At 43.9% G+C, this 26,965-nt stretch carries 25 protein-coding genes and 1 tRNA gene; 12 read left to right on the top strand and 14 right to left on the bottom strand.

Translation table 11 applies throughout. From position 1 onward, the window contains the following. Window positions 1–66 precede the first annotated feature (66 nt). Together GWG06_RS17905 and budA are read left to right on the top strand one after the other, a co-directional pair. The gene (locus tag GWG06_RS17905; protein WP_160714835.1) at window positions 67–762 is read left to right on the top strand and encodes an outer membrane beta-barrel protein; all 696 of its coding nucleotides are present in this window, start codon (window positions 67–69) and stop codon (window positions 760–762) included. Between the two features lie 78 nt (window positions 763–840). Next, window positions 841–1,635: an acetolactate decarboxylase gene (gene budA, locus GWG06_RS17900; RefSeq protein WP_160714833.1), complete on the top strand. Its 795-nt coding sequence runs from the start codon at window positions 841–843 to the stop codon at window positions 1,633–1,635. Here budA and GWG06_RS17895 read toward each other — a convergent pair. Continuing rightward, entirely contained in the window at window positions 1,598–2,335 is a 738-nt protein-coding gene (locus tag GWG06_RS17895; protein WP_160714831.1) for a DUF92 domain-containing protein, read from the bottom strand. The two genes, budA and GWG06_RS17895, sit on opposite strands and share 38 nt — an antisense overlap. A gap of 27 nt (window positions 2,336–2,362) precedes the next feature. Further along, on the bottom strand, window positions 2,363–3,013 hold the full coding sequence (locus GWG06_RS17890) for a DUF2306 domain-containing protein (RefSeq protein WP_160714829.1): 651 nt from the start codon (window positions 3,011–3,013) through the stop codon (window positions 2,363–2,365). 216 nt (window positions 3,014–3,229) lie between these two features. Here GWG06_RS17890 and GWG06_RS17885 point away from each other — a divergent pair, with 216 nt between their 5' ends. The 4 genes from GWG06_RS17885 to GWG06_RS17870 are packed head-to-tail and all read left to right on the top strand — an operon-like array spanning window position 3,230 to window position 7,014. After that, on the top strand, window positions 3,230–4,183 hold the full coding sequence (locus GWG06_RS17885; RefSeq protein WP_235938410.1) for an SDR family NAD(P)-dependent oxidoreductase: 954 nt from the start codon (window positions 3,230–3,232) through the stop codon (window positions 4,181–4,183). Then, a complete protein-coding gene (locus GWG06_RS17880; RefSeq protein WP_160714827.1) occupies window positions 4,180–5,166 on the top strand; it encodes an NAD-dependent epimerase/dehydratase family protein in 987 nt (328 codons plus the stop codon). The genes GWG06_RS17885 and GWG06_RS17880 overlap by 4 nt, the downstream gene beginning before the upstream one ends. A gap of 16 nt (window positions 5,167–5,182) precedes the next feature. Further along, on the top strand, window positions 5,183–6,259 hold the full coding sequence (locus GWG06_RS17875) for a sensor histidine kinase (RefSeq protein ID WP_158631405.1): 1,077 nt from the start codon (window positions 5,183–5,185) through the stop codon (window positions 6,257–6,259). After that, window positions 6,256–7,014, top strand: coding sequence for a LytR/AlgR family response regulator transcription factor (locus GWG06_RS17870; RefSeq protein ID WP_127036960.1), 759 nt, complete (start codon window positions 6,256–6,258; stop codon window positions 7,012–7,014). Before GWG06_RS17875 ends, GWG06_RS17870 begins: the two co-directional genes overlap by 4 nt. Before the next feature lie 155 nt (window positions 7,015–7,169). On the opposite strand, the gene GWG06_RS17865 is transcribed toward GWG06_RS17870, so the two are convergent. Both GWG06_RS17865 and GWG06_RS17860 read right to left on the bottom strand, forming a co-directional pair. Then, the gene (locus GWG06_RS17865) at window positions 7,170–7,544 is read right to left on the bottom strand and encodes a VOC family protein (protein WP_160714825.1); all 375 of its coding nucleotides are present in this window, start codon (window positions 7,542–7,544) and stop codon (window positions 7,170–7,172) included. A gap of 145 nt (window positions 7,545–7,689) precedes the next feature. Next, window positions 7,690–8,496, bottom strand: coding sequence for an AraC family transcriptional regulator (locus GWG06_RS17860; RefSeq protein WP_160714823.1), 807 nt, complete (start codon window positions 8,494–8,496; stop codon window positions 7,690–7,692). A 356-nt stretch (window positions 8,497–8,852) separates the two neighbouring features. Here GWG06_RS17860 and GWG06_RS17855 point away from each other — a divergent pair, with 356 nt between their 5' ends. Further along, window positions 8,853–9,035 (top strand): Arm DNA-binding domain-containing protein, encoded by a 183-nt coding sequence (locus GWG06_RS17855; protein WP_160714821.1) that lies wholly within the window; start codon window positions 8,853–8,855, stop codon window positions 9,033–9,035. A 219-nt stretch (window positions 9,036–9,254) separates the two neighbouring features. Here the strand turns inward: GWG06_RS17855 and GWG06_RS17850 are convergent, their stop codons facing one another. Further along, complete coding sequence (locus tag GWG06_RS17850; protein ID WP_160714819.1) at window positions 9,255–9,488, bottom strand: helix-turn-helix domain-containing protein; 234 nt, start codon at window positions 9,486–9,488, stop codon at window positions 9,255–9,257. Window positions 9,489–10,676: 1,188 nt separating this feature from the next. On the opposite strand from GWG06_RS17850, the gene GWG06_RS17845 reads away from it, so the two are divergent. After that, window positions 10,677–14,333, top strand: coding sequence for a hypothetical protein (locus GWG06_RS17845; protein WP_160714817.1), 3,657 nt, complete (start codon window positions 10,677–10,679; stop codon window positions 14,331–14,333). A 371-nt stretch (window positions 14,334–14,704) separates the two neighbouring features. Next, entirely contained in the window at window positions 14,705–15,433 is a 729-nt protein-coding gene (locus GWG06_RS17840) for a glycosyltransferase family 2 protein (protein ID WP_160714815.1), read from the top strand. A gap of 2 nt (window positions 15,434–15,435) precedes the next feature. On the opposite strand, the gene GWG06_RS17835 is transcribed toward GWG06_RS17840, so the two are convergent. Continuing rightward, entirely contained in the window at window positions 15,436–16,422 is a 987-nt protein-coding gene (locus GWG06_RS17835; protein ID WP_160714813.1) for a glycosyl transferase, read from the bottom strand. A gap of 23 nt (window positions 16,423–16,445) precedes the next feature. Beyond that, window positions 16,446–17,363 (bottom strand): glycosyltransferase family protein, encoded by a 918-nt coding sequence (locus tag GWG06_RS17830; protein ID WP_160714811.1) that lies wholly within the window; start codon window positions 17,361–17,363, stop codon window positions 16,446–16,448. A gap of 93 nt (window positions 17,364–17,456) precedes the next feature. Between GWG06_RS17830 and GWG06_RS17825 the strand changes: the two genes are divergently transcribed. Continuing rightward, window positions 17,457–18,554, top strand: coding sequence for a tetratricopeptide repeat protein (locus GWG06_RS17825; protein ID WP_127044440.1), 1,098 nt, complete (start codon window positions 17,457–17,459; stop codon window positions 18,552–18,554). A 1-nt stretch (window position 18,555) separates the two neighbouring features. Here GWG06_RS17825 and GWG06_RS17820 read toward each other — a convergent pair whose 3' ends face one another. The 4 genes from GWG06_RS17820 to GWG06_RS17805 all read right to left on the bottom strand — a co-directional run bounded on the left by GWG06_RS17820 (window position 18,556) and on the right by GWG06_RS17805 (window position 21,549). After that, window positions 18,556–19,278, bottom strand: coding sequence for an SDR family NAD(P)-dependent oxidoreductase (locus GWG06_RS17820; protein WP_160714809.1), 723 nt, complete (start codon window positions 19,276–19,278; stop codon window positions 18,556–18,558). A gap of 219 nt (window positions 19,279–19,497) precedes the next feature. After that, complete coding sequence (locus GWG06_RS17815) at window positions 19,498–20,001, bottom strand: DinB family protein (protein ID WP_235938408.1); 504 nt, start codon at window positions 19,999–20,001, stop codon at window positions 19,498–19,500. Window positions 20,002–20,121: 120 nt separating this feature from the next. Further along, the gene (locus GWG06_RS17810) at window positions 20,122–21,003 is read right to left on the bottom strand and encodes a class I SAM-dependent methyltransferase (protein WP_160714807.1); all 882 of its coding nucleotides are present in this window, start codon (window positions 21,001–21,003) and stop codon (window positions 20,122–20,124) included. A gap of 9 nt (window positions 21,004–21,012) precedes the next feature. Then, entirely contained in the window at window positions 21,013–21,549 is a 537-nt protein-coding gene (locus GWG06_RS17805; RefSeq protein ID WP_160714805.1) for a molybdopterin-dependent oxidoreductase, read from the bottom strand. Between the two features lie 102 nt (window positions 21,550–21,651). Between GWG06_RS17805 and rluF the strand changes: the two genes are divergently transcribed. Together rluF and GWG06_RS17795 are read left to right on the top strand one after the other, a co-directional pair. Continuing rightward, window positions 21,652–22,398, top strand: a complete 747-nt coding sequence (gene rluF / locus GWG06_RS17800) for a 23S rRNA pseudouridine(2604) synthase RluF (RefSeq protein WP_127044532.1) — start codon at window positions 21,652–21,654, stop codon at window positions 22,396–22,398. Between the two features lie 165 nt (window positions 22,399–22,563). Then, a tRNA-Lys gene (locus GWG06_RS17795) sits at window positions 22,564–22,636 on the top strand. A gap of 217 nt (window positions 22,637–22,853) precedes the next feature. Here the strand turns inward: GWG06_RS17795 and GWG06_RS17790 are convergent. The 3 genes from GWG06_RS17790 to GWG06_RS17780 form a co-directional block, all read right to left on the bottom strand. Beyond that, complete coding sequence (locus tag GWG06_RS17790; protein WP_160714803.1) at window positions 22,854–23,582, bottom strand: Cthe_2314 family HEPN domain-containing protein; 729 nt, start codon at window positions 23,580–23,582, stop codon at window positions 22,854–22,856. Window positions 23,583–23,686: 104 nt separating this feature from the next. Then, window positions 23,687–24,646 carry a P63C domain-containing protein gene (locus GWG06_RS17785; protein ID WP_202183054.1) on the bottom strand — a complete coding sequence of 320 codons (960 nt, stop codon included), beginning with the start codon at window positions 24,644–24,646 and terminating at the stop codon, window positions 23,687–23,689. Between the two features lie 759 nt (window positions 24,647–25,405). Beyond that, a complete protein-coding gene (locus GWG06_RS17780) occupies window positions 25,406–25,726 on the bottom strand; it encodes a hypothetical protein (protein WP_160714802.1) in 321 nt (106 codons plus the stop codon). Window positions 25,727–26,965 lie beyond the last annotated feature (1,239 nt).

Genomic DNA, 26,965 nt, shown 5'->3' with positions numbered 1-26,965 from the left:
TTTAACGGCCAGATAGTGATATATTTGAGGTATCAACCCATATCAACCTGAAAATTAATCTCTGGCATGAAGCAACTTTTTTTACTCACTGTCATCACATTCACTGTTACATTATCAGCCGTATCACAGATAAGATTTGGCATTAAAGCCGGTTATGGCCTGGCTACAGCCTCAGAAAAGAAATATGCAAATATTGGCAGTACACAGCGGAAAAGCAACATCACTGGTTTGCATGCCGGCGCTGTCGCAGATATTCCCCTGACAAAATATTTTGCCCTGCAGCCCGGGCTTTTTTATTACCAGAAGGGTGTCAACTTCAAGAGAAACAGCTACTCGGCTGCGCTGGGACAGCAGTTTAGTGTAGACTCAGACGAGAAGCTCAATTACCTGGAACTACCTGTTAACTTCGTGGGCAAACTGCCACTGGGAACAGGAAAGATATTTGCAGGACTGGGGCCTTACGTGGCTATGGGCATACACGGGAAAATAAAGTCAGACATATATCTCAGCGGTTCGCACCTGACGGATAATCGCGAAGTAAAGTTCGGAGGAAAGGAGCAGGATATGACGGATCCCCGTTCGGATGTGCCGATGAAGCATTTTGATGCCGGCGCCAGTTTCACCATTGGCTATGAAATGAAAATGGGCCTGGTGTTCAGCGCGGGTTACAGCCTGGGCTTAACGAGTATCAGCGTAGGAACGGACGGCACTTTACGCAACCGTTATGCAGGTATCAGCATAGGGTATCTGTTTACAAAATAAAAAGCAGTAGATTAGATTGCTTTTATCATACTTGCCGGCACTGATAAAGCGCCGGCAATTTTATTTTAAGATAACGCTATGAAATCTTGTTGGCTCCTCCTGCTCTGTCTTCTTTATATGCTGCCCGTATCTGCGCAGCGCACTGAACAACGCTCCGGTACCCTGTTTCAGGCTGGCGTAGCCAGTGCATTCATCGGTGGTTTATACGATGCCTGTTATAGCTACAAAGAGCTGCGGCGGCACGGCGACTTCGGCCTGGGTGCGCCGGATAAGCTGGATGGAGAGCTGGTGATCCTGGATGGAAAATTTTATGAAACCCGCTCCAGCGGAAAAACATTTCCTGCAGCGGATACCGGTAGTACTTCGCTCGCGTTTATTAATTTTTTTCATGCAGATAAAAAGATAGTGCTGCCGCAGGCGATGAGCAGAACTGTCTTGTACAGGTATCTGGACAGCCTGCTGGAAAATCCTAACGGTATTTACGCCATCCGCATACAGGGTAGTTTTGATACCGTGAGAACACGCGCATTTCCGCCGCCGGAGCATCCTTACAGGCCGCTGGCAGGTATGCTGGACCAGCAACATTTCTTCTCCTTTAAACATATCAGCGGGGACCTGGTAGGGTACAGGCTGCCTTTATACCTGGAGGCGCTGAGTATTCATGGGTACCATTTTCATTTCCTGTCTGCCGATAAGCAAAGCGGCGGGCATATCATAGACTTCATTGCCCGCGGGGCCACGGTTTTCATCGACGAGCTGGAAAACTATTCCCTGGCGCTTCCCGGCTCGGCGGAGTTCAGGCAGTTTGACTTCGGTAAAGACCGTAAGGAAGAACTTAAAAGTGTAGAGACGGGGCACAACACCAATAAATAAACAAGGCTGTCAGCGCAGCAAACAGTGTATTGCAGCTGTTCACGATGTCGTTATTAATAAATTTTTTACGTTCCAGCGTAGCGCCCAGTACAGAATCCATGAAGTTGCCGGCGATGCCGGCAACCAGTACATACCATGCGCCCGCTGTAGAGATCAGGGCCGCATAGAGCAGCGCAATAATCAGTGCGCCGAGTGCCCCCAGCAGTGTGCCTTCCAGGCTGATAACGCCATCCAGCCCTCTGGCTTCCTTCTTCCATGTAAGGATGTTGAAATGCCTGCGGCCGTATACCATTCCCAGTTCAGACGATAATGTATCTGCCGTAGCGGAGGCCATACTGGCAGCCAGCATCAGCAGGTATATATGCCTGTGCGGCGGATCTGCCAGCGCTGCTACCGCCATCAGGGCGGCTACGCCGCCGTTGGCCAGCACCTGCCCCGGTTTGCGTTGCTGTGGCTCCGGCCCGTCGGCTTCCAGCATTACTTTTTTCTCTTTCTGATGGGAGGTGGCCCAGGTACCGAGTACAAAGAATACAGCCAGTAGTACAATGCCCGGATAGCCTGCTCCTGCAAATATGAGTATGCCGATGAGGCCGGCTGTCAGCGCTGCCGGCAGCGATAGTTTGCGGGCTTTCACGCAAATGATGATAAATATAATCAGTACTACCAGGAAGATGATAGTCTGCGTAACAGGTATCTGCATAAGAGCAGCAAAACTAGGGAATTAATTTCAGGCACACCGGCTGAAATTGATCCATCCCTCCGCGATGATGAGGTGCAGGGTAAAGCCTATCCAGAAAGCAGTGCCAAAGAAGACCTGCGGCGGTAATCCGGAGAACCCGAAGAACAGGGCAATGATGGGGCGCACGGTGCTGACAGCCAGCCCTGTTGCAAATGCCCGGATCATCCATTCCCGGTGCAGCCCTGTATGTTGATGAAGAATATGATACCAGGCCATGGAAAGCGCCAGCAGGAACCAGCAGCCAAAGAGGATGGAGGCGGCAGCCTCATTGATGCCACCGATGGGGAGCATCACAAAAGGCATCATGACTGCAGATATGCCGGTGATATATGCCGATATGATAAAGATACGCCCGCTGATGCGGTGGAAGGCCGGAAACCTGCTCCGCAGCCGCGGGATAAACTGCAAAGGGCCCAGCAACATGAAAATGGCGCCGGGGAGTATATGAATGAAAGTTAGTAGAGGATTCTCTGTAAAGCCATGGTCAAAAGGTTTCCCTCCGGAAGGGTTAAAAGAAGTCAGGCTGCCGCTGACCACCAGCACCCGGCGCATCACCATCACCAGGCCGGTGGCGGCGAGCAGGAATGACAGTACCCTCAGCAGGCGTGCCATACGGCGTATCTTTTTATCGCGGTTCATAGGCTGAAATTAGGGAGTAAAACCATCGGGTGGCGGCATAGTAGGCCAGCAGACCATATCCCGCGACAAGGCGGCCAGGAATGCAGATAAAGCCGCTTACGATCCCTGCCTGCTTTTTTACAGTCCAGCTGCCTTATGCTGCAATTCGTGGGAAAATTGCTGGCAGATACTGCAGCGGGTTGCATTTTTGTACCATCAATTAAAGCCTACAATCATATGCAGTGCCTGAGGTATATACTGAGAACGGAAAACAGCTCACACATCAACGGAACCAGCAGCCGTCAGTGTAATACCATTCAGCCGCGGATGCAATCATTTGTCACCAGGGCCGCTACTGTTCACACCCGGAAAGCCGCCTGCCAAAGCCATTCTATGCAACAACTGAAGTACACCCTGATTACCGGCGCCAGTTCCGGACTGGGAAAGGAGTTTGCCCGCCAGTGCGCGGCGATGGGCCGTAACCTGATTTTGCTGTCCCTTCCGGGCTGCAATATATTCTCCCTGGCAGAGAGCCTGGAGCTGGAATACGGCGTGGACGTACGTTTCTTTGAATTTGATATGACCAATACAGAGGTCCTGCAGCGTTGCCTGCAGGAAATCATGTCACAATACCAGATCGATTTTCTCATCAACAACGCAGGGGTGGGCGGTACTTCTTCCATTACCGCTACCCCTCTTGAAAAAATTGACAGCATTATCCTGCTGAATGTAAGGAGTACTGTGATGATTACGCGGATGCTGATTCCGCATCTGCTGCAACATAAGGAAAGTTATATCCTCAACATAGCCAGCATGGCGGCTTTCACACCGATAGCCTATAAAACGGTGTATCCCGCATCGAAGGCATTTATATCTTCCTTCTTTCTGGGGCTGCGAGAAGAACTGTCCGGTACCGGCCTGTCGGTTAGTGTGGTGTATCCCGGGCCTATTATGACCAATTCGCATACCACGCGGAGGATCATAGGGCAGGGGATAAAAGGCAAGATGGGCCTGTTGCCGGCCAGTGAAATCGCGGAAATAGCATTGAAAGGCGCACTTTCCAAATGCAGGGTCATCATACCCGGACTGATGAACCGCATCAATCATAAGCTCATGCAGCTGCTTCCGGCCGGACTGAAGCTCCGGCTGGTTTCCAGGGAGGTGAAGAAAGAAATACAATTTGCAACATGATGAAAGTATTAATAACGGGGGCCAACGGATTTCTCGGCTCCCATCTGACGAGAGAATTGTTCCGGCAGGGATATGAGGTGAAAGCCATGATCCGCGCATCTGCCAATCTCCTGGGTATGGAAGATATTCCCTGTGAAATCTTCTCCGGAAATATTGATAACCGGGACGATGTCTGTGCTGCAGTGGCAGGATGCGATATTGTTATCCATACCGCCTGCATCACTGACCAGTGGAACATCTCCTTTGAAGCCTATGAACGCGTGAACTTCACGGCTACCAAATATATCGTGGAAGCCTGTATTGCGCAGCAGGTGAAAAGACTGATATACGTCAGCACCGCCAATACCATCGGGCCGGGATCCAAAATGCATCCTGGTACGGAGCTGAACGGATTCACGCTGTTTAACGCCAACTCCGGCTATATCAATACCAAATACCTCGCACAGCAATATGTACTGGAACAGGTAGCTGCAGGGCGTTTGCAGGGAGTGGTGGTCAACCCCACCTTCATGATCGGACCGCGCGACAGCAAGCCCAGCTCCGGAAAACTGATCCTTTACGGGATGAAAAAGAAAGTACTGTTTTATCCGCCCGGCGGAAAAAACTTCGTTCATATTCAGGATGTATGCAGGGGAATCGTGAATGCCATAGACAAGGGGAAGACCGGCGACTGTTATCTGCTCGCCGGTCATAATCTTACCTACCGCGAATTTTTTAGTATACTGAACCAGGTATCGGGAGAGAAGAAAGTGATGATACGCATCCCGCGCTTCCTCCTGAAAATAGCCGGGGTCACCGGTTCTGTACTGCAGCAGCTTTTACATATACGCGGCAAACTGAATTATACCGCCGCCTACATGCTGAGCCTGGACAACTATTACACCGGCAGGAAATCAGAACGCGAACTGCAGGTACGCTACACACCTATAGAAGATGCGATAGCAGGCGCGCACAGCTGGTTCAAAGAAAATAACTATTTTTAGGATTACCGCAATGACTATGAATTTCCAGGAGAACGAAAAGTTATTTTCCAGCAAAGTGTTTCTGTATCTGTCCAGGATACTGATACTGTATACTTTCAGCATCATCTTTCAATCCTTCGACCACACCTTTGTGCAGGAGCTGAAGATGCTGAATTTCCGCGGACAGATGTTCAGTCTGGTGTATGTGCTGTTCGGATTACTGGTGTGGGAAGGCACGGTACGCCTGACCAAATTCCTGGAGCACCGGCTGCACAACCAGCATACCACCCGCCGCCTGTCCGTATTATGCGCCGCATTACTGGTATATGGAATGTTGTCTGCCTACTGCTTCGGCTTCCTGTACGGCGCCATGGATATTGTGTTGTTTCACCGCTATGAGGCCTGGGAGAGCTTCCGCAATTTCAGCTATGACCTGAACTTCGGCATCTTCTGCTTTTACCTGCTGATACTGGCTTTCAACGGCATCGTATATTATTATTCCGGCTGGAAGGAGTCGCAGGTACAGGCAGAAAGACTGATGCGGGAAAACCTGCAGGCCAAATATGACGCCCTGCGCAACCAGATAGATCCGCACTTCTTCTTTAATTCCCTGAGTGTGCTGACCAACCTGGTGTATAAAAGCCCCGACCTGTCGGCCGACTACATCACGCAGCTGGCCAAGACTTACCGGTACATCCTCGATAAAAAATTTGAGAACCTGGTAACGGTACAGACGGAGCTGGACTTCCTGGATTCCTATCTGTTCCTGATGCGCATCCGCCACCAGCAGAGCGTACAGTTCAGGGTGAACATAGATGAGAAGACACGGATGAAAGGGATGATACCGCCGGTATCCCTGCAGCTGCTGATAGAAAACGCCATCAAGCATAATCGTTTCTCCCATAATGATCCGCTGATAGTAACGGTGGAAATGGAGGAAGGTCACCTGGTAGTGTCTAATCCTGTCAGGCTGAAAACCAATCCTGATATGTCTTCCGGTATTGGCCTGGAAAATATCCGCAACCGTTATGCGCTTATCAGCGATCGCAGCATCATTATCCTGCAGCAGGATGATCAGTTTATTGTAAAAATTCCGATTATCGCCACCACATGAAGATTATCATATTTGAAGATGAAATGCATAACGCCGAACGCCTGATTCAGCTGTTACACAAATACGATCCCGGTATAGAGATCGCCGGTGTGATAGAATCAGTAGCTGACGGGTTAAAATGGCTGGAGCAGAAGCAGCCCGTAGATCTCATGATGATGGATATACAGCTGTCCGACGGCAACTGCTTTGAAATATTCAGGCAAGCAAAGATACGTACGCCGGTGATCTTTACCACGGCCTTCGATGGCTTTGCATTACAGGCATTCAAGGTCAACAGCATTGATTATCTGATGAAACCGATCGATGCCGGCGAACTGGCTGCCGCCCTGCAGAAGTACGAACACTTCCAGCCTTCAACCGCAAAAACCATCAGCATAGAACTGATCGCGGAAGAGTTTATGCGGCGTAACAGCACCCGTTTCATCGGTAAAGTCAATAACCAGCTGGTGTATGTCAAGGCCCAGGACATTGCCTACCTGCATTTCAGCAAAGGCGTAACAATGGCCACCACCACAGCTAATCAGCGTTTACCGCTGGATTACTCACTGGACCAGATAGAAAAAATGCTCGACAAAAATGTTTTCTTCCGCATCAACCGGCAGTTCATCATCCACATCGATGCCATCAAAAAAATTACAACCTATTACAATAGCAGATTAATTCTTCAATTAGCGCCTTATGTTGATTCTGATGTTATTATTAGCCGCGAAAGGGTGGCGGAATTTAAAAGCTGGCTGGAAGGCAAGAATGGTTAGGAGGGCGGTTTGTACCTATCTTTGTCATTAATTAATTACGAATTACGAATTGCGAATTACGAATTACGAATGAGGAGCGAAGACATAAGCGGATAAAAAATTTTAATCTTCGCTTCTACATTCGTAATTCGTAATTCGCAATTCGTAATTCGTAATTAATTCGCCTGGTATGTAACAATATCAATCCCTACCCCATTCGGGTCTTCAATAGCAAAATGCCTGTCTCCCCAGGGCTCTTCCCGTAGTTCAATCTTTATCTCTACTCCTTTATCTTTTATTTCCCGGTAAACGGCATCTACATCATCCACTTCGATGGTGAGGTATACGCCTTTGCCCTGAAAGGCCGGGTGGAAGAGAGGTTGCTGGGTGTAGTGTCCGGGCAGCAGGAAGCTGATCTCCGACTGCCGGCCGGGTGTATGCAGGAGGAGGTAGAATTCATTTTCGAAGGTAATGCCGAAATGAAGGATGCTGGTGTAGAAGTCTTTGGTGGCAGCGAGTTTGCTGGTGACAATGCCTGCGTTCAGTTTCATGATGCTTAATTTATTTCGTTGCTGATTGATGCAACAAAATTGACAAAATATAGGTGAAGAAGATTGTAAAAAACGGACAAATATAATTACGAATTACGAATTACGAATTGCGAATGGGAGCGGAGATTAGCGGGGAGATCAGGGGTTACTTTTCCCGGAGGGCGATAGTGGGGGTGAGTCCGTACATGGTTTTGAATTCTTTGATGAAATGGGCCTGGTCGTAGTAGCCGGCGTCATAGAATAGTTTGTTTTCCCGCAGGCTTTTGAGGGAGGGCTTGGCCTGGAGGATGTGCTGGAAGCGGACCACCTTGCTGAATGTTTTAGGGGTATCGCCGATATAAAATTCAAAGAGGCGGCGCAGCTGGCGCGGACTGATACCGGTGTCCAGGCTGCTTTCCACGTTTAAGACGCCTTTAGCCTGAAGGATCAGGTCTATGGCTTCGAAAAGACGGTGATCCGCCTGGAGGTCCTTGCCGGAGATAGTTTCCATGAAATATTGATCCAGTAACGGTTGTAAGGCCGGCAGGGATACCTGGCCGGCAGCAATCCGTGCAATGCCCCTGGACAGGGCCGGCACTACCTGCTGCAGCTGTTCAAAGCGGTTGGTAAGTTCGCCGGCATTCACCCGGAACAATAAAGGAAAAGCAGCCGGCAGAAAACGGATGCCGATATAATTAAACCTGTTTTCCAGCGGGAACTCCGTATAAGTGGTGGAGAAACCCATGATATAGTTGTCATCCGGCTTATCCGTGTTATAGAAAATATCCATACAGCCATCCGCCACTACCCGGTAATAAAAGGGCTCCTTTAATTCTTCTGCGGAAGTCAGCTGCCAGTAGCAGTAAATATATTTCATCAACCGCACATCCGGGAGCAGCTCCGTATAGGTGGCGCCCTGAAGGTCATTCCTTACAGAAGGCTGTACCGGCTTGAAGAGTTGTCTGATTTCCATTATAACGTTGTTCCAACCCCCTAAAGATAGGGGTTATTTAGTTATTTGATTATTTGAGATTTGTATCCACAAGATGTGCCCCCTGGGGGATTTACGAAGTAATGTAAAAATAAGTACGCTGAAGTATTTAAACCTTGTAGAAGCTGATTCTACAAGTTTTTTTTGTTTTTGGTGGTAAATGTGTGAAAAGATAAGTAACGATAGAAAAGTGAGCGTTGAGGTTAGCAACAGAATGATTAAATTGTGCTAACCGTCACTGGTCTTAAATGCTATACTGTATTTCGTTTGGCCAATGCTAAGTGATGTTAAGATAAGTGCAATTGAAACAATTTTGGTTAGCTTAAAACAAGTGTCGTATGACCAGCTTTTCTGCTCTTTTCTGGCTCAACAATAGCCGTACTAAAAATAATAAGCCCGCTATTTATCTTCGCGTCAGCGTAGGCGGCAAATGTGCAGAACTTTCCACGTATCAGTATGTAACCCCGGCATTATGGAATGCCTCCGCCCAATGTGTTAAAGGAAACTCCGAAGAAGCATAGGCGATTAACCGAAAGTTACTCACCCTGAAAACCAATCTACACAAACATTACAGCCTCTTAGTTACGTCAGGCGAACCAGTAACCGCTGGTGTATGAATGGATAAAGATTGGTAAGTTTAAACGCTATAAGATGAGATCTCGTGTTTTCTTTCTGAGAGATGAAGTATGGAAGCTATTTCAGCAAGAAAGTAACACCGAGAAGTAGATCTGTAAAATATGTTATCCCGCGAAGCGAAAATCGAATAGTTCCTTGGGATGCACATCCAGCCCTTTTGCCAGTGCGTAAATTACCGATAGCGTGGCAGCATGTTCTCCATTTATTACACGATAAACCTGTTTGGTTTCAATATTGCCATGGGCAGCAACCTCTTCTGGGGTCTTTTTCTTAGACTCCAGAAGTTTTTTGAAGTTTTGACCGAAAGCCGTTATATATGCTTGATTCTTAGTTTTCACCTACTCAAGGTCCGTAACCGATTAATAATAAAATTGTCAAATTTGACAAAATCGAATTTATTTATTATTTTAGCATTTAGAATATATTTTTGCGATTCTTCAATACAAGATATTGTAAGCAATTCGCATTTTAAGTCTCGCTTTTGAAACCTGAGAATCTTCAATGCCACGAGACGATGAAGTGGATGGCTCGCGTTCGTACGTCGGCCCACTTTTTCGTAGCATGGGCTTCTCATGGCCTCAAAAGCGAAGGGTGGGTACCGCGCTTTTTTTGTGCCAAATCTTCGCGCCCGCTTTTCATAAAACATATACCTGCTAAAAGATTTTTTCAGCTCTAATATTAATATCCGTGATGCACTTCGAAGAAACTAGGTTGGGGACTTAATACCAGCATTGATCACAGAGCAGGAAAGCGATCTTTATGAATTATTGAGTTTTCAGTCGGGTATTGAGTTACATGATTTAGAAGCTGCATTGGATCAATATATCGCCATCCTGGCTGATGAGGATACCCACACAGACATTAAGTAGGGCAGTGAAGGAAAAGATACGTGAGATTGCTGAGGAAGTAACGAATGGCTTATCTACCTCCATTTTCGGGGAGCAGGATTTGAACCATCGAGTTTTTTTATGTGTTAGGACTAAACGATAGTGGTGCCTGATTCTTTTTGCGCCATTTATCTTATCGCATGTTGCATGCGGAGCATGAAAAGTTTAAGGGTTTGGGTATTACTAAAACATAGCTGGCAATGCAGAATTAGTTCCAATGCCGAATAGGTTCAAAAATAGCTTTGCACTGTAATGATCAATTTTGCATTGTTTTAATGTATCTTACTTATATTTGCCTTCACTACTCTTGACTATCATGCTTATACACATATTAATACTCAAGAGAAAAAAAATTAGTAGATAGGATGTATTGTTAGAACTCCATGAATCTATAATCTCAACAGTTGAATCATTAAGATATGGCCCTTATTTTTTCGAGAGAGACAATTGGTCGGATACTTCGTAAAATATGGGATCGAAATAGTTAGTCGGTACATCCAATTTATATATTGTGATTGGCTTTATATTCACAAAATAACATTAAAGATATAGCTCATCCACTAGGTTCTTGTGATGTCTAGTCATATTGGCAACAGAGAAGAAATGGTATAATTATTTTTATATATATAATATAAACAAATGACTCTTGTAACCAAAGATAAAATTATTGAAACATTTAATGAAAGTGTTTCGTCGTTAGAAGAATCGCATAGCCTAGCTCAAGCTGGAAGAATTAATGATTTCATGATGCAATTGTCATCTTCGGCGGGGTTGATTTATAGTACTTTAGAATGGGTTATTAAAAATTATCTACTAAATATTTTTACAGACCCTATCACAAATGCAAATGAAATTAGAATAATTGAAAGACCAAATTTTCATGATAAATTACATTTATTTGTAGGCAATACAACGCCGCCTATCAGAACAACTGACATTGATACTGCATGTATTAGCGATCTTAAAAGGGCCGTAAGGAATGACCCGGAGCACTCTGGGGCTGTACCACACTATAATTCTTTAATAAAAGTTCTAGAAGAAACTCGTAAGATTATTTTGACTTATTTGAATGTTTCTAATTCTCAACTCAAACAAATTCCTGATTTATCCCCAGTTGTTATAGATACTTCCTCTGAGTGGAATAGACTTTTTAGTCTAATGAATGTTTTTGGTAATAATCAAAATTATATTCTGGTAGCCGATTTTAACCAAATCCTTCCAGATTTGATTAAGCCGTTTGCTTTAGTGGATTGGAGTGCAGTAATTGATTTGGATAATGCCTCTGCAAATTCTGGATTTTTCCACGTCGTGAACAGTGAAATTAGTTCACGTAAGCCAATTCATCAATTTACTTTAGGAGATGTTCTACCGTCATCATTTTCTGATAGGGCATGTTATTGGCTATATGGAAACGGGATTGATGGAAGAACCAGTAGTGTTTATACCGATTTTAGATTTTGGAATAGAGATTATCAGCCTTTTTTTACCCAGGTATTTGCCAAATTGCAGTTAGCGATATCTAGTAAGCCAACTACTGTTCTCATAGTCTCAGATAAGATCAACTACACAACAGAAGTTGTTAAATGGCTGTTTAACTCCTTTGGAACTTCAATGAAGTTCGTTTTTGCGAATGCTAATCTAGATGACTATTTTCAATTGGCTACAGAATATGAAGGCGAACAAGTTAAAATAAAAATTCCTGAAATTGCGGTAGGACTTTCGACAATAAGGACATATTTCGAGCCACTCGCAGCCATTGATGATATAGTTATTCCTCATAAGGATGAGGGTACCCAATCAATTTCATCGGTGGATTATCAATGGTTGGGTGAAGATATTGAATTGCTTCATAAATCGATTTATAAAGAAGATTTTGATTCACATGATGAAAGAATGGATTTTTATAAAGGAGGAAAACTTGGATGGAAAGGGCTTTTATTAGGATATGATCTTCCCAGGGATTTGGAACCCGTATTAGACCAAAAGCTGGAGAAGAATTTGAGAGAACGATTAATAAAAACAATTTCTCTATTTCATTATCCTGGTATTGGAGCAACAACAATTTCAAAAAGAGTTGCTTGGAAGATTAAAGAAAAGTATCCAGTTGCATTTGTTAGAAGATATCGTCCAAATGAAACTATAAATAGAATTTACTACCTGTTTCAGCAATCTTCCCTTCCTCCATTAATTGTTATGGATAGTGAGGATGTGAATAATGACTCTCGGCTTCGTATTTTCAACGAAGCTTTAACACGGAATTTTCCAGTTACTTTTTGGGAAATTCAGCGAAAAATAACCAAGCCATCTCAACTCAGAACAAGTCAAGACTATATTTCTGAAGTTCTGTCAGATAAAGAAGTTGTTACGTTTTCTCAGGCTTACATTGAATTGTCGCCACGAAAGAAGTATGAATTAGATGCTATTGTTAATTCTGCAAATTCTAAAGAGAAGCATCCTTTGTTTTTTGGATTAACTGCATTTGAAGAGAATTTTTCGGGGTTAGCAAGTTTTATCAGAAAGGCGGTTGACACTAGTGAGAATGATGAAATTCAAAAGCAAATTGTCGCGCTAATCTGTTTCTGCGGAGTATATGCACAGAGATCCCTTTCTGCTCAATGCTTTTCGGGTTTTCTTTCCTTACCAGAATCAGTCTCAATACGGCTTGAAAATTATTTAAATGAAGCATTACTCCACTTGATAGTTAGTGATGGAACCTTAATTTGGAGACCACTACATTATCTGGTTGCTAAACAATATTTAGTTGTCATGTATGGTGGGAACTTGGAAGAAATGACCATATCGCTTACGGATCTTTCAATAAAGTTTATTGAATTGCTGGGGAATAGAAGCTTTGACCCCTCCGAAGATGAATTTGAGCTATTAAATAGGTTATTCATTGACAGGATCGATAATGAAGACGAGGAAGATGAGAAGCAGTTTTCAAAATTAGTGGAAGAAGGTTTAAGTTCATCTAATGCAAAGCTGATTGTATTAAGTAAATTAGCAGAAACTTTTCCTAAGAAAATCCATTATTGGAGCCACCTGGCAAGATTATATAATTTGGTTATTAAGAATCAAGAGAGAGCTGAAGAATGCATAGATATAGCAATTCAGTTAGATTTAGAGTCAAATGGCAAAGATCATACGTTATACCACATAAAGGGTATGATTTTAGTTTCGACGGCAAAAAGTATAATGCAGCGAAATAGGTATAGTTCTGATGTGGATCTTAAAGATTTAGAAGAGCTAGAAAGGCTTGTATCACAAAGTGGCTTGCAATTTGAAATAGCAAGGAATTATAATCCCAATAGTAGGTATGGATATATAACGAATATAGATGCAATTACTTCCTACCTTGACTTTAAATATTCTAAATCTAAACTCGATGATAGAGGACAATTTCTTACTAAATTAAATGATTTTGATGCAAATTTATTCCGTGAGGCAAGATTGCTTTTAGAGGAGCTTCAGGCCAAATTAAATCATACAGAAGATGATTATTACTTTACGCGGGCAAAGAATAATTTGCGGCAATATTTCACAAATTATAGTGTAATCATACAAACTTGGCAAAATTTGCTTTCAACCAGTAAAACCAATAAATTGGCGATACGTTTAAACTTGGTTTATGCCTATGTAGATAGAGCTTCTGGATGGGAAATGCTTACGTCCAAAGACCTTAATAGAATTTTAAATCTGCTAGATGATAATATTGATCAAGATCCTACAGACATAAAGAATATTTTTCTTTGGTTTAGAGCAGCACGAGTTAGCGAATTTATTTCAATAGATACAGCTATTCAAAAATTAGCTCGGTGGAGAACTTTGAGTAATTCTATTGAGGTAAGATTTTATTTAGCAATATTGTATGTAATCGATGCTATTAATGGCAATTCTTTTTCTGCGCAGCTCGCTGTAAATCTAATTCGAGAGGTGAGCGAGAGTTCAAGGCACAATCCGCAAAGAACATTTATTTCGGAATTATATGGACATGGAGTAGAACTAAAACATATTATTCTCCGTAGGTTAGTCGTGACAGTTGAAGATGGTATTAGAGGGTTAAAGCTTGATCATTCAAAATTGGTGCCACTACGCGGGCGGGTTGTAAGTTTAACAGGTCCCGAGTTAGGCTTAATAGAGTTTGCAAATGGTTTACAAGCATCATTTATACCTGCAAGGGCTGATAAGGGTAATGGGCTTATTCGGGGTAGAAATGAAAACGTAGAGGTCGAATTCTTTTTAGGATTTAGTTATGACGGATTAAAAGCACTTGACGTTGCCAAAGTATCGCATTAAAATTGATTGATAATACGTTTTTAATGCGAATATCCTAGGTCGTTGACATTGACTAATATGGTATGTGGTATTATGTTCTGTTGTATCCGAGCAACCTAGTCTTGTTTTGAATTTTGGGCTAAGAATGTGCTATTTTATAACTTTACTTATATCTTACACTATAATGGTCAAACGTAATCAGGTTAGCATTACGGTTAGCCAATAAACGCTCACCACTATCAAACACAGATTCTACAAGCTATTACGAAGATACGTGCTACTCCCCCCGGGGGCACATCCTGTGGATACAAATCTCAAATCTCAAATCTCAAATAACCAAATAATCAAATAATCAAATAATCAAATAATCAAATATTTTATAGTTTTGCGGGATGAACAGGACCATCAGTATAATTATTGCAACGTATAATGTGGGGGAGGATTTACGGGAGTGTCTCGCTTCTGTGGAGGTGCAATCCTATAAGGATATTGAGGTGGTAGTAGTGGATGGGGGTAGTCAGGACGATACAGTGGCAGTGTTGAAGGAGTATGCGTTGAGGCTGAAGTTGCAGTATGTGAGTGAGCCGGATAAGGGTATTTATGATGCGTTGAATAAAGGTGTGCGGATGGCTACCGGCGGGTGGTTACATTTTCTGGGTGCGGACGACAGGTTGCTGCCGGGTTTCAGTGAGCTGGCGGCCAGGCTGCAACGCCCGGATACTGTGTATTATGGCATAACGGAAGAATTCCATAAAGACGGAAGGACGACGAAGACGGGTCTGCTTACCGGAAAGTTCTCTGCTTACCGTATGGCAAAGGGATGTATTAACCACCAGGCGATATTGTACCCGGCTGCGGTTTTCCAGAAATACCAGTATGATCTTAAATACAGGGTGTATGCAGACTATGCATTGAACATCCGGGTATGGGGCGACCGGCAGTTCCGGAAGGACTATTACCCTGTTCCGGTGGTAAGCTATAATATGAGTGGCTTCTCTGCCAATAATCCTGACGAGGTTTTCCTGAAAGATAAACCAGCTATTATCCGGGAGAGTATGAGCTGGTTTACCTGGTGGCGGTATAAAAGCAAGGAATTCAAAAAGAAGATCAAAGGCGCCTGACCTTACCCTGTAATATATTTCCGCTTATAGTATTTATTCGTATAGCCGGCAAGGTAGTATTTGAAGAGCCGGTTCAGGGATGTATGCAGCCTGGGTATTTCCCGCGTTTCGTGGAAAGTACCGGTAAGTCCGGCTGCGGCCAGCTCCTGTTCTGCTGCCTGCAGGGCTTTTATGTAAGGTTTGTAAATGGAGCGCATCTGCGGAAGGGTAATCACATATTCACCGAGATAGCAGCCATCAGCCATACAGTATTTATAATCATGATAGTGATAGAAGACTAACTCAAAACTTTTCTCGCCGGAAATTTCCGTGCCGGTGATTTTATCTCCCTGGCCGGAAAATGAATACTGCTGTATGTTCCAGGGAGCTACGCCCCCGCCGGTATGTTGCAGCTCATGTACGCCGGTGAAGCGCTCACACCAGCTGTCCAGGTATTTCTGATCTCCGAATTTACCATCTTCAAAGCGGTTGTAGCACCACTCAAAACATTTCTCTTTCCAGTCTGTCAGCACCTGCCGGCCAGCGGTATCATTTTTGAAGCTGATGAACTGCACGCAGTATTTACCGCTGGTAGCGGTCTGATCGTAAGCAGGTGTATAACGGTGTTCCGTGATGAGTACCGACTTATGCTCCATTTCTGCCGTCAGCACAGCGGGATTGCTGAAAAACAGCAGGTCTGCATCGATGTAGGTGCAGGCGGCCAGCTGGTATTTTTCTATACAATATTCGATGGTGGCAGGTGTGCAGGTCCAGCAGTATTCGCCGGGCGTGCGGGATGGTTTAAGGGCGAGCAGCCGCTCATCTTCAAATTCCTGCAGGGAAATGATGGTTGCCTTTGGCAGCCGCAATGCGCGCAGCGTGTTCAGGGCGGCATCATCGAAAGCAAAAATATAGAGATGGAAATCCGGCGCATGACGTTCCAGGGAGCGGTACATGGCCAGTCCGCGGGTAAGATATAATGAGTTGAAGAGGGTGCAGAAATTCAGCATGCAATCTATGTTCTGTGGTATAATCAGGCGCCGGTGAAGATATATCTGACCCAGCGCTTGAAGCGTTTACGTTTGCGTTTGAACCAGCTGTATTTGTTCATGCCGATGAAGAAGTCCTTAAAGGCACGGAACGCCTGCGGACTTTGTACCACGGGCAGGTTCTCAACAGGAATGGGAGAGGTGCCTATTTCCACGTCATAATCACTGGAAGTGCCGCAGTTGGTGCCGGAGCTGTCCATCCCGATGTTATGGGCCATAGACTGGCCGGGATACAGGGTATATTTATTTTGCAGGAATGCAGCCGCATGCCAGCGGATAGCCCAGGAATCGTTTTTACCTGCGATCTGATCTCTCAGCATCTGCGTGTATGGATAAGCGCCGTGGAAATCAAATTTGAAGGAGAGCTTCCGTCGTTCTATTTCCTGCAGCAGCTTTTGCCCGTCTGCCTCAAAGATGGTCCACGCTCTTTTCCAGGTAGCCCAGATGGCGCAGTCGGCTCCTCTCATGAAGAAGGCGGGAGGCACGGGTTTGCGTACCGGATACAGGAATCCGCAGACACAGGCTACGCGGTCATCATGTTCGTAATGGTCAAGGGCGTCGTTGAAGTATTTCAGGCACCAGGGAGAAACAATCAGGTCATCATCTATCTGAATCATCTTCCCGTGCTTATCGAGCACCATAGATACGCCGGAAAGGATGCTGCGGGAGAGGCCGATATTTTTAGGCTGTTCAACGATGGTAACGCTGGCGAAGCCGGTAACGGTGTGAATGTAATTCCTTACTTCCTGCACCTTTACGGTTTCTTTTTCTGACCGGGGGCCATCACTGAAAATATACAGATCTGTATGCGCCGCTTCAGCAGTTTTAAGCAAATTGGTAATCGTCTGTTTCGCATGGTCTGCTCTGTTATAGACAAACAGTGCGATAGGCGCTAAGCTCATAATTCCTCCTGTGATTTTCTGGCATAAGAAACAACAAATGTAATAAAATTCACTTAAATTCAGGTACAGGTTTTCCCTCACAACACCCTGACTATGCAACTCATCCCTTGTATCCTCATTACCTGCCTGTTGTATGCCAACACCTCTGATGCCAGGCAGAAAGATTCCCTGCTGGCGCGTGAAAAATGTATCGCCGCACTGGCCTTTATGGAAAGCGGTGATCCGGCGCAATCGGTTCCCCTGCTACAGGAGGCCATCCGCCTGGATCCCGGCAATGAAATGTATGTGTATGAAATGGCTGCTGCCAGGTATGCCCTGCAGGAGTATGACAAGGCCATCACCGTACTGCAGCCGCTTACCCGGCAGAAGCCGGCATCGCCGCTGGTATATGTGCTGCTGGGACATTGTTATGACGACAGCGGAAAGCGCAGCAAGGCCAGAGAAACCTATGACAGGGCGCTGCAGCTGTTTCCGGAGGCAGGCAACCTCTATACCGAAAGAGGGATGCTGGAGATGCAGGCGAAAGAATATGAGCGGGCGCTTATTTATTTCGAGACAGGCATACTGGCCAGCCCGATGCATGCCGCCAACTACTACTGGGCTTCGAAACTGTTCTGCAATTCATCTGAGAAGGTTTGGGGCATGATTTACGGGGAAGTATTCCTGAACCTGGAAAAGCGGAACCCCTCGCGTATCCGGGAAATCAGCAAACTGTTATATCTCACGTATAAATCTGATGTACATTTTCCCGGAGATACTGCGGTGACGGTAGACTTCAGCCGTGGACACGACATAGCGGGTGTACTCTGGAGCGATGCTCCCGGAGAGCTGACGCCGTCTTTCCGGACGCCTTACAGCACGGGAATATATCAGCCGTTTCTGCTGGAAGCACTACAGGGCGAGAAGATCATCAGTCTGCCTTCCCTGCACCGTGCCCGCACCAGGTTTTTGTCCATGTATGAACTCCGGGAAAAGCAGCAGGAGGCAACGCCATTATTCGATTATCAGCTGAAAGTACGTGCTGCAGGCTTCCTCGAAGCGTATAACTACTGGATACTGGGATTTGGTGATGAGCGTGACTTTGAAGTGTGGCGTTTATCGAATCCTGCGTTGTTCCGCAACTTTCTCACCTGGCAGCAGGAACATCCGCTGGTGGTAACAGATACCAGCCGGGTATTCCGGCGCCGGTAGCTCAGGGCAGGCGGGCGACCAGTTTTTCCGGCAGCCGCCGCAGGATGTGGTAAATAACTTTCCATTTATACCCTGGTACCAGCACAAAACCGTTGCCGGCGCCAACTACCGCCTGTGCAATAAAAGATGGCTCCAGCATCAGGGATTCAGGGAGGTCAAGACCTGCCGTCATTTTACTGCGTATATATCCCGCTACCACCACGTTAACGGTTATACGGCGTTGAAAAAGATGCTGCCGCAGCCCTGCCAGGTACTGCGTGAAAGCAGCCTTGGTGCTGCCATAGATGAAATTGCTTTTCCGGCCCCTCACCCCTGAGAGAGAGGAAAGCCCCACAATCTTTTCCAGGTGGGTATTGGAAGTATCTGTGGCAATAATATTCAATATAGAAACAGCTCCGCAGTAATGTACCTGCATCATCTGATAACTGCCTGACCAGTCATGCAGCGCTTCTTCATTATTTTTCAGGAAACCGGCGGCATACAGTACAATATGGGGTTTAGCAGGCAGCCGCTGATAGAAGTCCGCATGCTGCTCAAAATCCGCCGCATCAAAGGAAAGTATGGTTACCTGCTTCTCCGGAATACCCTTTTCCTCCACTAAATCCTGTAACGCAACCGTATTGCGGGAAGCAGCCATAACATGATACCCCTTTGCCACATACAGCGGAATGGCAGCCTTAGCCACATCAGAATTGGCACCCAGTATAAGGACGTGCTTTTGCATCCTTCAAAGATAGGAGGACATTTTGTTATTTTATTATTTGGTTATTTGAGATTTGATGGGAAATTTACGGATTTTGGGATTTTGAAATTTTGAGATTTTAAATGCAGCGGATGATAGTGTGATCTTCACTGCATTTATAAAATCTCAAAATTTCAAAATCCCAAAATCCGTAAATTTCCCATCAAATCTCAAATAACCAAATAATAAAATAACAAAATATTAGTTGCGGTCCCAAAACGGTACGGGTTCGAGGCCGAGGGCGCGGAAGTAGACGTAGGCCTGGCCGCGGTGGTGGATTTCGTTGTCGATGAAGTAGAGGAGGAGGCTGTATACTACGCCTTCGTACATGCCGAAGGCTTTATCGGTTTCGTGGAAGCGTTCCAGGGTCATCAGGGGCCAGTTGCTGTCGATGGCGGTGGTGACGTTATCCCAGAGGGCCAGCACTTCTGCTTTGGTGGCAGGGGTGGCGGCGGAGGCGTAGCTTTCGGAGTGCCAGTTACCGGTAGGCAGGCCGGTGGCGGCGCTGGCGGCGATTCTGTTCAGCTCGGCGATCAGCTCAGAGAAGGGGCGCATGCCGCCGATAGAAAAAGTAAAGAACTGGTCTTCCGGAAAAGCTTCTATTAGTCTGCGGGTAAGTCCGCGGTGGCTTTGCCAGTGTTTGCGTATTTCTTCCGGAGAGATAACGGTGGCTGTCAGTTCAGTAGTTGCGTTCATGTTTGCCATGGCTATAGTTTTTTAGGATGTATGTGATTAATAACAACACAAAGAACTACAGGGAGAGTGACAACCTTATGTCAGCAGGCTTTAAAAAAAGTTGAAAAAATTTTCTGCAGATATATTTTATCAGGATGGAATGGGCTTCAGGCGCCAGGTCGCCTGTATTTTTCCGCGTTTGCGGAGGGCCGACAGTTGTTCCGGGGAGCTGTTTTTGAGAAGATGATTGTAGGCTGTCAGCCGGGTATAGTCCGGCTGAGCTTCGCCGTCAATTTCAAAGCCGTTGCGGCGGAAGAAGCCGGCTGCAGCATCGAAGCTGTCGAACATATTCTCCTGGATATTATGTTGCAGGAAGAAAGAATTCAGTTCCTGGTCGGCCTGTAGTACGGGGTTTCCTGCGGTGCTGTGTTTCAGGTAGCAGTCGGCCGTAATCCAGTATCCGCCGTGGCGGAGCAGGGTTTCCCTGATAATGCGGCATAGTTGTTCTTTTTCGGGGATGCTGAGATACATGAGCAGGCCTTCGTTGAGGATGGCCAGCTGTCCGGGCCGGAAGCGGCCGGTGGTGGCTGTAAAAGCAGGTGCATCGAGGGCGTTGAGGGGTAATGTTTCCAGCATGCCGGCAGCGGGTGGGAGTGATGCGGATAGGGATTGCAGGAATGATATTTTGGCTGCTATCAGTTCTGGCAGGTCAGTGTCTATATAATGAACCGCTTGCTGCTGTGTGGTGGCGAGCCCGCGGAAAGAGAAGCCGGAAGACAGCTCCAGGATGTTAGCCGCCTGGATGCCGGTCAGCAGCTGATTGATGCTGTGATAGCGGTTTTCGAAGTGCACCACGCGGGCCCAGAAAGCAGGGTTCCGGTGGCTGGCGGCATCGATGTCCGCAGCCTGACTGCCGGCCAGCATTGCTGCTTCGCGGGCGAAGGGGATATCTGTCAGGGCTTTCATTGCCAGCAACGCGCCGGCGGAAGGGCTGATGGTATTATAGTTCCGTTCAGGGATATTATTTTCCATAAAGCAGTATTAAGGCAGGCTGGCCACTTCGATGCGGTTCACCCATTTGACGTGGCGGGGACCGGTGATTTTATCGGTGGTGCTGACCATGACGAAAGGACCGTCGGTTGTAATAGGCTGGCCATTTTCTTCAAAGAGGAGCACCACATGAGATCCGGTGGGGTTGTTGAAGAGGTCATTCCAGGAGTAAAGGGTGGTGTAGTTGTCTGTTCCCCGTACAACGATATAGCAGCGTCCTCTTTCTTTAGGAGCCAGCCGGATGCCGGCGCTGTCGAGGAGGGTTGTCAGCAGTACTCCTTTCCAGGAATGCAGTGTTTTTTTGATATCGCCTTTTACGCCGACAATTTTCAGGTCTTTTCCTGTAACGGCATTGAAGCGGCGCAGGTGCTCCTGACTTAAGGTGAGCGGATGCGTGACCTGTCCGCTTATGGTTACACTATCCGCCGGAAGGCCGTATGGTTGCCGGGGGGTAGCGGAAGCGCGGGTAGCAGCGCACAGGACCAGCAGCAGGGCAACTGCGTATAGGCATTTAAGTGAGTACTTCATTTTCCGTAATGTTGATTATATATAATAAAAGTACGGTCTCTCCGCTGTTTTTCCAATATCCCGCGGGTTTTAAGTAATTTGCAGGCGATTACAATAACTGTTATGGATATCAGTGTAAATAAATATATCAGCGAAACCGGCTTCTGTAGCAGGAGGGAGGCTGACAAGTACATAGAGCAGGGGCGTGTCACCATCAACGACAATGTGGCGTCCAAAGGGAACCGCGTAAAAGCCGGCGATGTGGTGGAAATAGACGGGGAACCGCTGAAGAAAAAGAAGAGCACCGTATACATTGCGCTGAACAAGCCTAAAGGTATTACCTGTACCACGGATCTGAAGGATAAAACGAACATCATTGATTACGTGAACTATTCGTCCCGCATATTCCCGATAGGCAGACTGGATAAGCGTTCTGAGGGACTGATATTCCTTACCAACGACGGTGATATTGTCAATAAGATATTGCGTGCCGGCAATCAGCATGAGAAGGAATATATTGTTACCGTGGATAATCCGGTTACACCGGAGTTTATCAAATCCATGCGCAATGGGGTGAAGATACTGGGAGTGACCACCCAGAAATGTTTCGTGCAGCAGGAGGGGCCTCAGAAATTCCGTATCATCCTTACACAGGGATTGAACCGCCAGATCAGGCGTATGTGCGAAGTGCTGGGGTATAACGTAGAAACGCTGAAGCGGGTACGTATCATGAATATGACGCTGAAAGACCTGCCGCCAGGCAAATGGCGTTATTTCACCAAAGATGAAATCAGCAATATTAATACACTGGTGGCCAACAGTAGCAAGACAGCCGGCGGACATGACGGTGCGGATGGTATGGATGAGTAATATTTTTTATTGACAGATGTGTGTTTGGAGATTGGCTATGGTGGCTTGTTTGGTGGTTTTGTCTACGTGTATGCGTTATGTTTAGTTGATATTTTTATTGATAAAAGTTTGGAAGTAATTGAATTATTTATATCTTTGCATCCGCTAAACAGCAATACAGTAAAGGATTCCGTAGCTCAGTTGGTAGAGCAATACACTTTTAATGTATGGGTCCTGGGTTCGAGTCCCAGCGGGATCACAAGTAACTTCTAAAACCTGCGCTGGTCGCAGGTTTTGTTTTTTTAGTTGAGCGTTTAGTCGAGTTCCTATTGTATAACCCCGATTTCTTTCCCGTACTTTATACAGGTTAATCAGCTTTTACTAAGATACGAAATACTCACATTAAGATTTATATAACTTATTTGAGGCAAACCGATTTCGAAGCTGTAATCAATTTCTTTCTACGGGTATAAAAACTAGTCTTCCTTTATTGGCAACCCCGCAATAATTTCTAATGCCAAATAGAAGCACACGTTGCAAATCTCCAGCGCATGTTTCATTTTTTCTGGATATGCTTCTTTTTCTTTGTTCAATCTATCTATTTTTTCTGGGTCTTCTCGATTTTCAATTACACCCCAAAATTGTTGGGTTTCTACTTGGTAGTGATGAACTGCATCGTGTCTGAGGTCAAAAATGCTCTTTTGCTCATCGTATAGTTCAATTAAGCGTAGGTATGAAGTCTTTGATTTGAGATCATCTGGAATTAAATCCTTCATTCTTCCAAATGTTACTTTGTCTAACCTGATGTTGGTTCGAAAGTAGAGATGTAGCAAATCACCTAGTCTATCCCAAAAGTTATAGATAGCCTGAATGCCGAATGTGGTGTACATTAAGTATCGTCGATCTTCCAAGTTCTGCAAGTATTTACCTTCATTCTCCTTGGGATTTATTATATGCGGCCTGAGTAAAAACAGGATAGCCGTAATGTATTTTATATCCTTGCTAATTGATATAAATTCATCATGAAGTTTGAAAAGAGAATAAGGTAAAGTTTGAGAATTGGCTCTATTGAATAGAACATCACTAAATATACTGGCAGATGATTTACCGTAATGACTGGTATGATGCAAATCAACGAGGTTTTGCTCTTTTTGTTCTTTAAAAATTTGGTCATTCCATTCATGGAATGCTTTTAATTCTTCCATTTTTTCAGTTTGAGATTATAAGCAATGAATTATACGTCTCTCACATTATTGGAATATTAAAGCCACCTGTAAACTGCTTAACAGATGGCTTTAAGCTATGGCATTTATTTTATCGAGGTAAGCAAAGCGGTTTGAAGACTAGCATCAAACTTGTTTAAAGTGGGAGGTTTAATTTCCTCATTAAACTCCATCTCTAATTGTATACTTTTGTTATATTTCATTTTGAATAATTGCTGAAATTGCTCTTTGGACACTGCAATTGACATTAATGTGGTCACTTCAATGATCTGCTTTTTCAAGTGTTCTCGCCCAATTTCAGGCGTGAGGGATTGGTGAAACTTATATTTCCAATTACCTTTTTCAGTTTTTGGAGTGTTTATTTTTATTTTTTCTAACACTCCCTCCGGTAACTGTTCATATATGTATTTAGTTGTAAGCTTGCCTATAAATGAAGGCTTATTTTTGATGTATTTGGGTATAAAAGATAGTCCCCACAGTCGATATACTTGTTTGTAGAATTCATCAGTAAATGTGAGCTGCCATTTTAAAATCTCATCCGAAATATATGCAGTAAGAATTTTTTGTAGTTCAAATCTTTCTCTGTCATATTGATATCCGGTAGCTTCGTCTACTAGGGCGATCATTCCTACGGTTGCAAATCCCCGAACTAATAACTTGCACTGATCAAAGATGTGCATTTGATTGCTTTTAAGTTTTCCTGCTTCGCCAGCATCGATAAAAACATAGCAAATATGAGGAAGTAGAGACGCTTTGTACCCAATTAATTCGACATTATTTAAATCAATAAAATTAATAGGTTTAGAATCCTCGATTAATTCAGGAGAAATAAAGGGTTCGAGACTATTGGCAGTCAAAAAAACTGGTAATGTTGACTGTTTATCATATTTTCTTCCTCCCTTTGCCTTTCCTGTGCGCCCAATCGCTCTTAAAAGACTTATTCTGTTTAATACACGGGTACCATCAGATAATATGGCAACCTTCATTTCAACATCTCCTAATTTTACAACTCCCTCATGGGTTGCTCTTAAAATCTGTTTTTCCATGTTTCATTTTTGGTTTTGGTTATAAACAATATTTAATCTCTCAAGTACCATTGTCGCGGATTTTGGTGTAATGTTTAGTATTTTGGCTAATTCTGATGCTCGAAAATTCTTCTCCTCTACAATAATCAGGTATATCGCAGTGAACCACATTGACAGAGGAATCTTGGTGTTGTCAAACATAGTATTGGTGAGAACTGTAAAGTACTTTCCAGAGTTCTTACATTTATATCTGCTGCCAGCACATTTATATACTTTTGAAGCTGGGTCAAATGGAGATATTACATCTCCATTCCATCGTATCTTTTCTAGGTGAGCTAGACAATCTTCTTCAGTGGGGAAAATTTTATTTATGTCCATCACAGATTCAACTTGCCGCATCTCCAATAGTGTTGTTTTTTATTACCTCAAAAGTAGGGAAGATTACACCGATAATCTAATTTTTGGTGTAAAAATGTATAAAATATATCATATTTATTGTATGTTCTGAAAATATTGAAAGTATATGTGATTTGTTGACTAATGAAGCCGATTTGTTAAAAAGAGGCAAATATTTAAACAATAGAAAAATGCTTTAGAATGTAACTTCGTTCATTACTGCTTCTTCGGGGGATAGTCCTATCTCGTCTCCATATATAGAGTGGATTGATACCCAATTGTGGCTAATATTTCCATTTTCATCAATAAACCCATTTTTCGATTGAGGTTTTGTAGGGATTTCTATAGTAATGCGCTTTACATCCTGATTTCCTTCAACCTTAATCAGAGTGCAAGTAGTCGCAACGTTTCTTCCAAACGAGACGTAATATTTGTTGCCAATTGAACCAATGATTTTTCTTTTTTGTTCGATGCAACAACGCCTAAAAGAATTGCTAATTCCTCCAAGTCTCCTTTTCTGCTATTTGCAATGTTTTTTTCTTTTAGAGACCATTTTCTATTTATACATTCATGTTCAGGTTCCCAATTTTCTTTGAATAAATATACAGTACGAAATCTGATTCGATCAGTCGCTACTTTTTTATAATTGCTGCGTGTAATATCATATTTATCATGATCAATCTTCTGCCGTATAATCTTCTCCATTGAATGTTCTGTGTCTTTAATTCCATATCATTACAGCATGAACACCCGGTGATTTCATGAGAGAGCTAAAAATGAAGATAGCAGGCGTCTCTAACTCTTATTTGAAATTCAAATCATCATCCTGGATGACCTCTAAATCACACTATTTTAAGTTTGTTTTTTGAAAATCAAAATATTTTATATTGCTATATTTTTTGAAAAATATTTGGCAAAAAAAATACCAACTTCAATAAATAAATCCTATATTCATATCGGTTAACTTGAAATAACCCGGAAAAGCAGCTTCATTTGATTGGACAAAAAAGTTTTTTATAGCTCAGTTTCTTTTAGTTTGTAACCAGTTTGTATTAACCATTCAATAAGTCCATTAAAGAAATCCAATTGTCGTATCTAAGAAATGTAATGAGTTACGGCTATTAAGGTTTACTCCATATAACGGTTCATATAGATTGAATCTGAAATAAGAATAAAATCAAAAGACACAGCATCAATTGAGATCCCCAAAGAACCTCATAGCAGTTAACTCGAAAATAATATAATTGTTGTTAAGACTGGTTTGTAATACCTGTTAAGCCCCGGGAGGCAGACTCTCGTTACATCAAAACGTAAGAGTACTGTATATTGATACTTCAATTATTAACAGTGATAATCTCCAAGGAACAACCGCAAGTCATTATGATCTTTTTTATATTGATCCGGCTTTTAGCGCCGTTAATACTTAATGTAAACCTGTTATGCCTTAAAAAAGTTATACGGATGAATACCAGATAAGAATACTTTCAACATCGATTTAATCCAGTAGCATTGATTAAATTTTTTATTCTTTAGCTCCTAAAATGTTATAATCCTTATGAAAAGATTTAAAATGTCATTAGTCATGACGCCGTTAGCTGTTTTATCATGCACCAGACCAAGAAACGCGCTATCAAAATATCCTGGGAAGTTTATTTTCCGGCTAAATTGTCCACGAATATTATTTTCGCAATAATGACCCTCACTACAGCGGAACAGGTTTAATGAATGATGACCCGCCCGAAGTATTCCTCATTTTTCAAAAAGCCAGGTAAGAAATGTCTTCTGAGGTTTGGTCATTCCAATTATTTGATCCATACTTGTGCTGATAAACCCTATCGATTTATTAAAGACGGTTCTCTTTTGTTTCATACCAAATCATGCCCCTTTTTCATGCTCTTTCTCCTTCTTTGAATATATTTTGTATAACTTTTTTGTTACCCACAT

Origin of the sequence: Chitinophaga solisilvae (assembly GCF_009928525.1) — a bacterium.
Classification (GTDB): Bacteria; Bacteroidota; Bacteroidia; order Chitinophagales; family Chitinophagaceae; genus Chitinophaga; species Chitinophaga solisilvae.
This window is presented reverse-complemented; position numbering and strand designations above follow the sequence as displayed.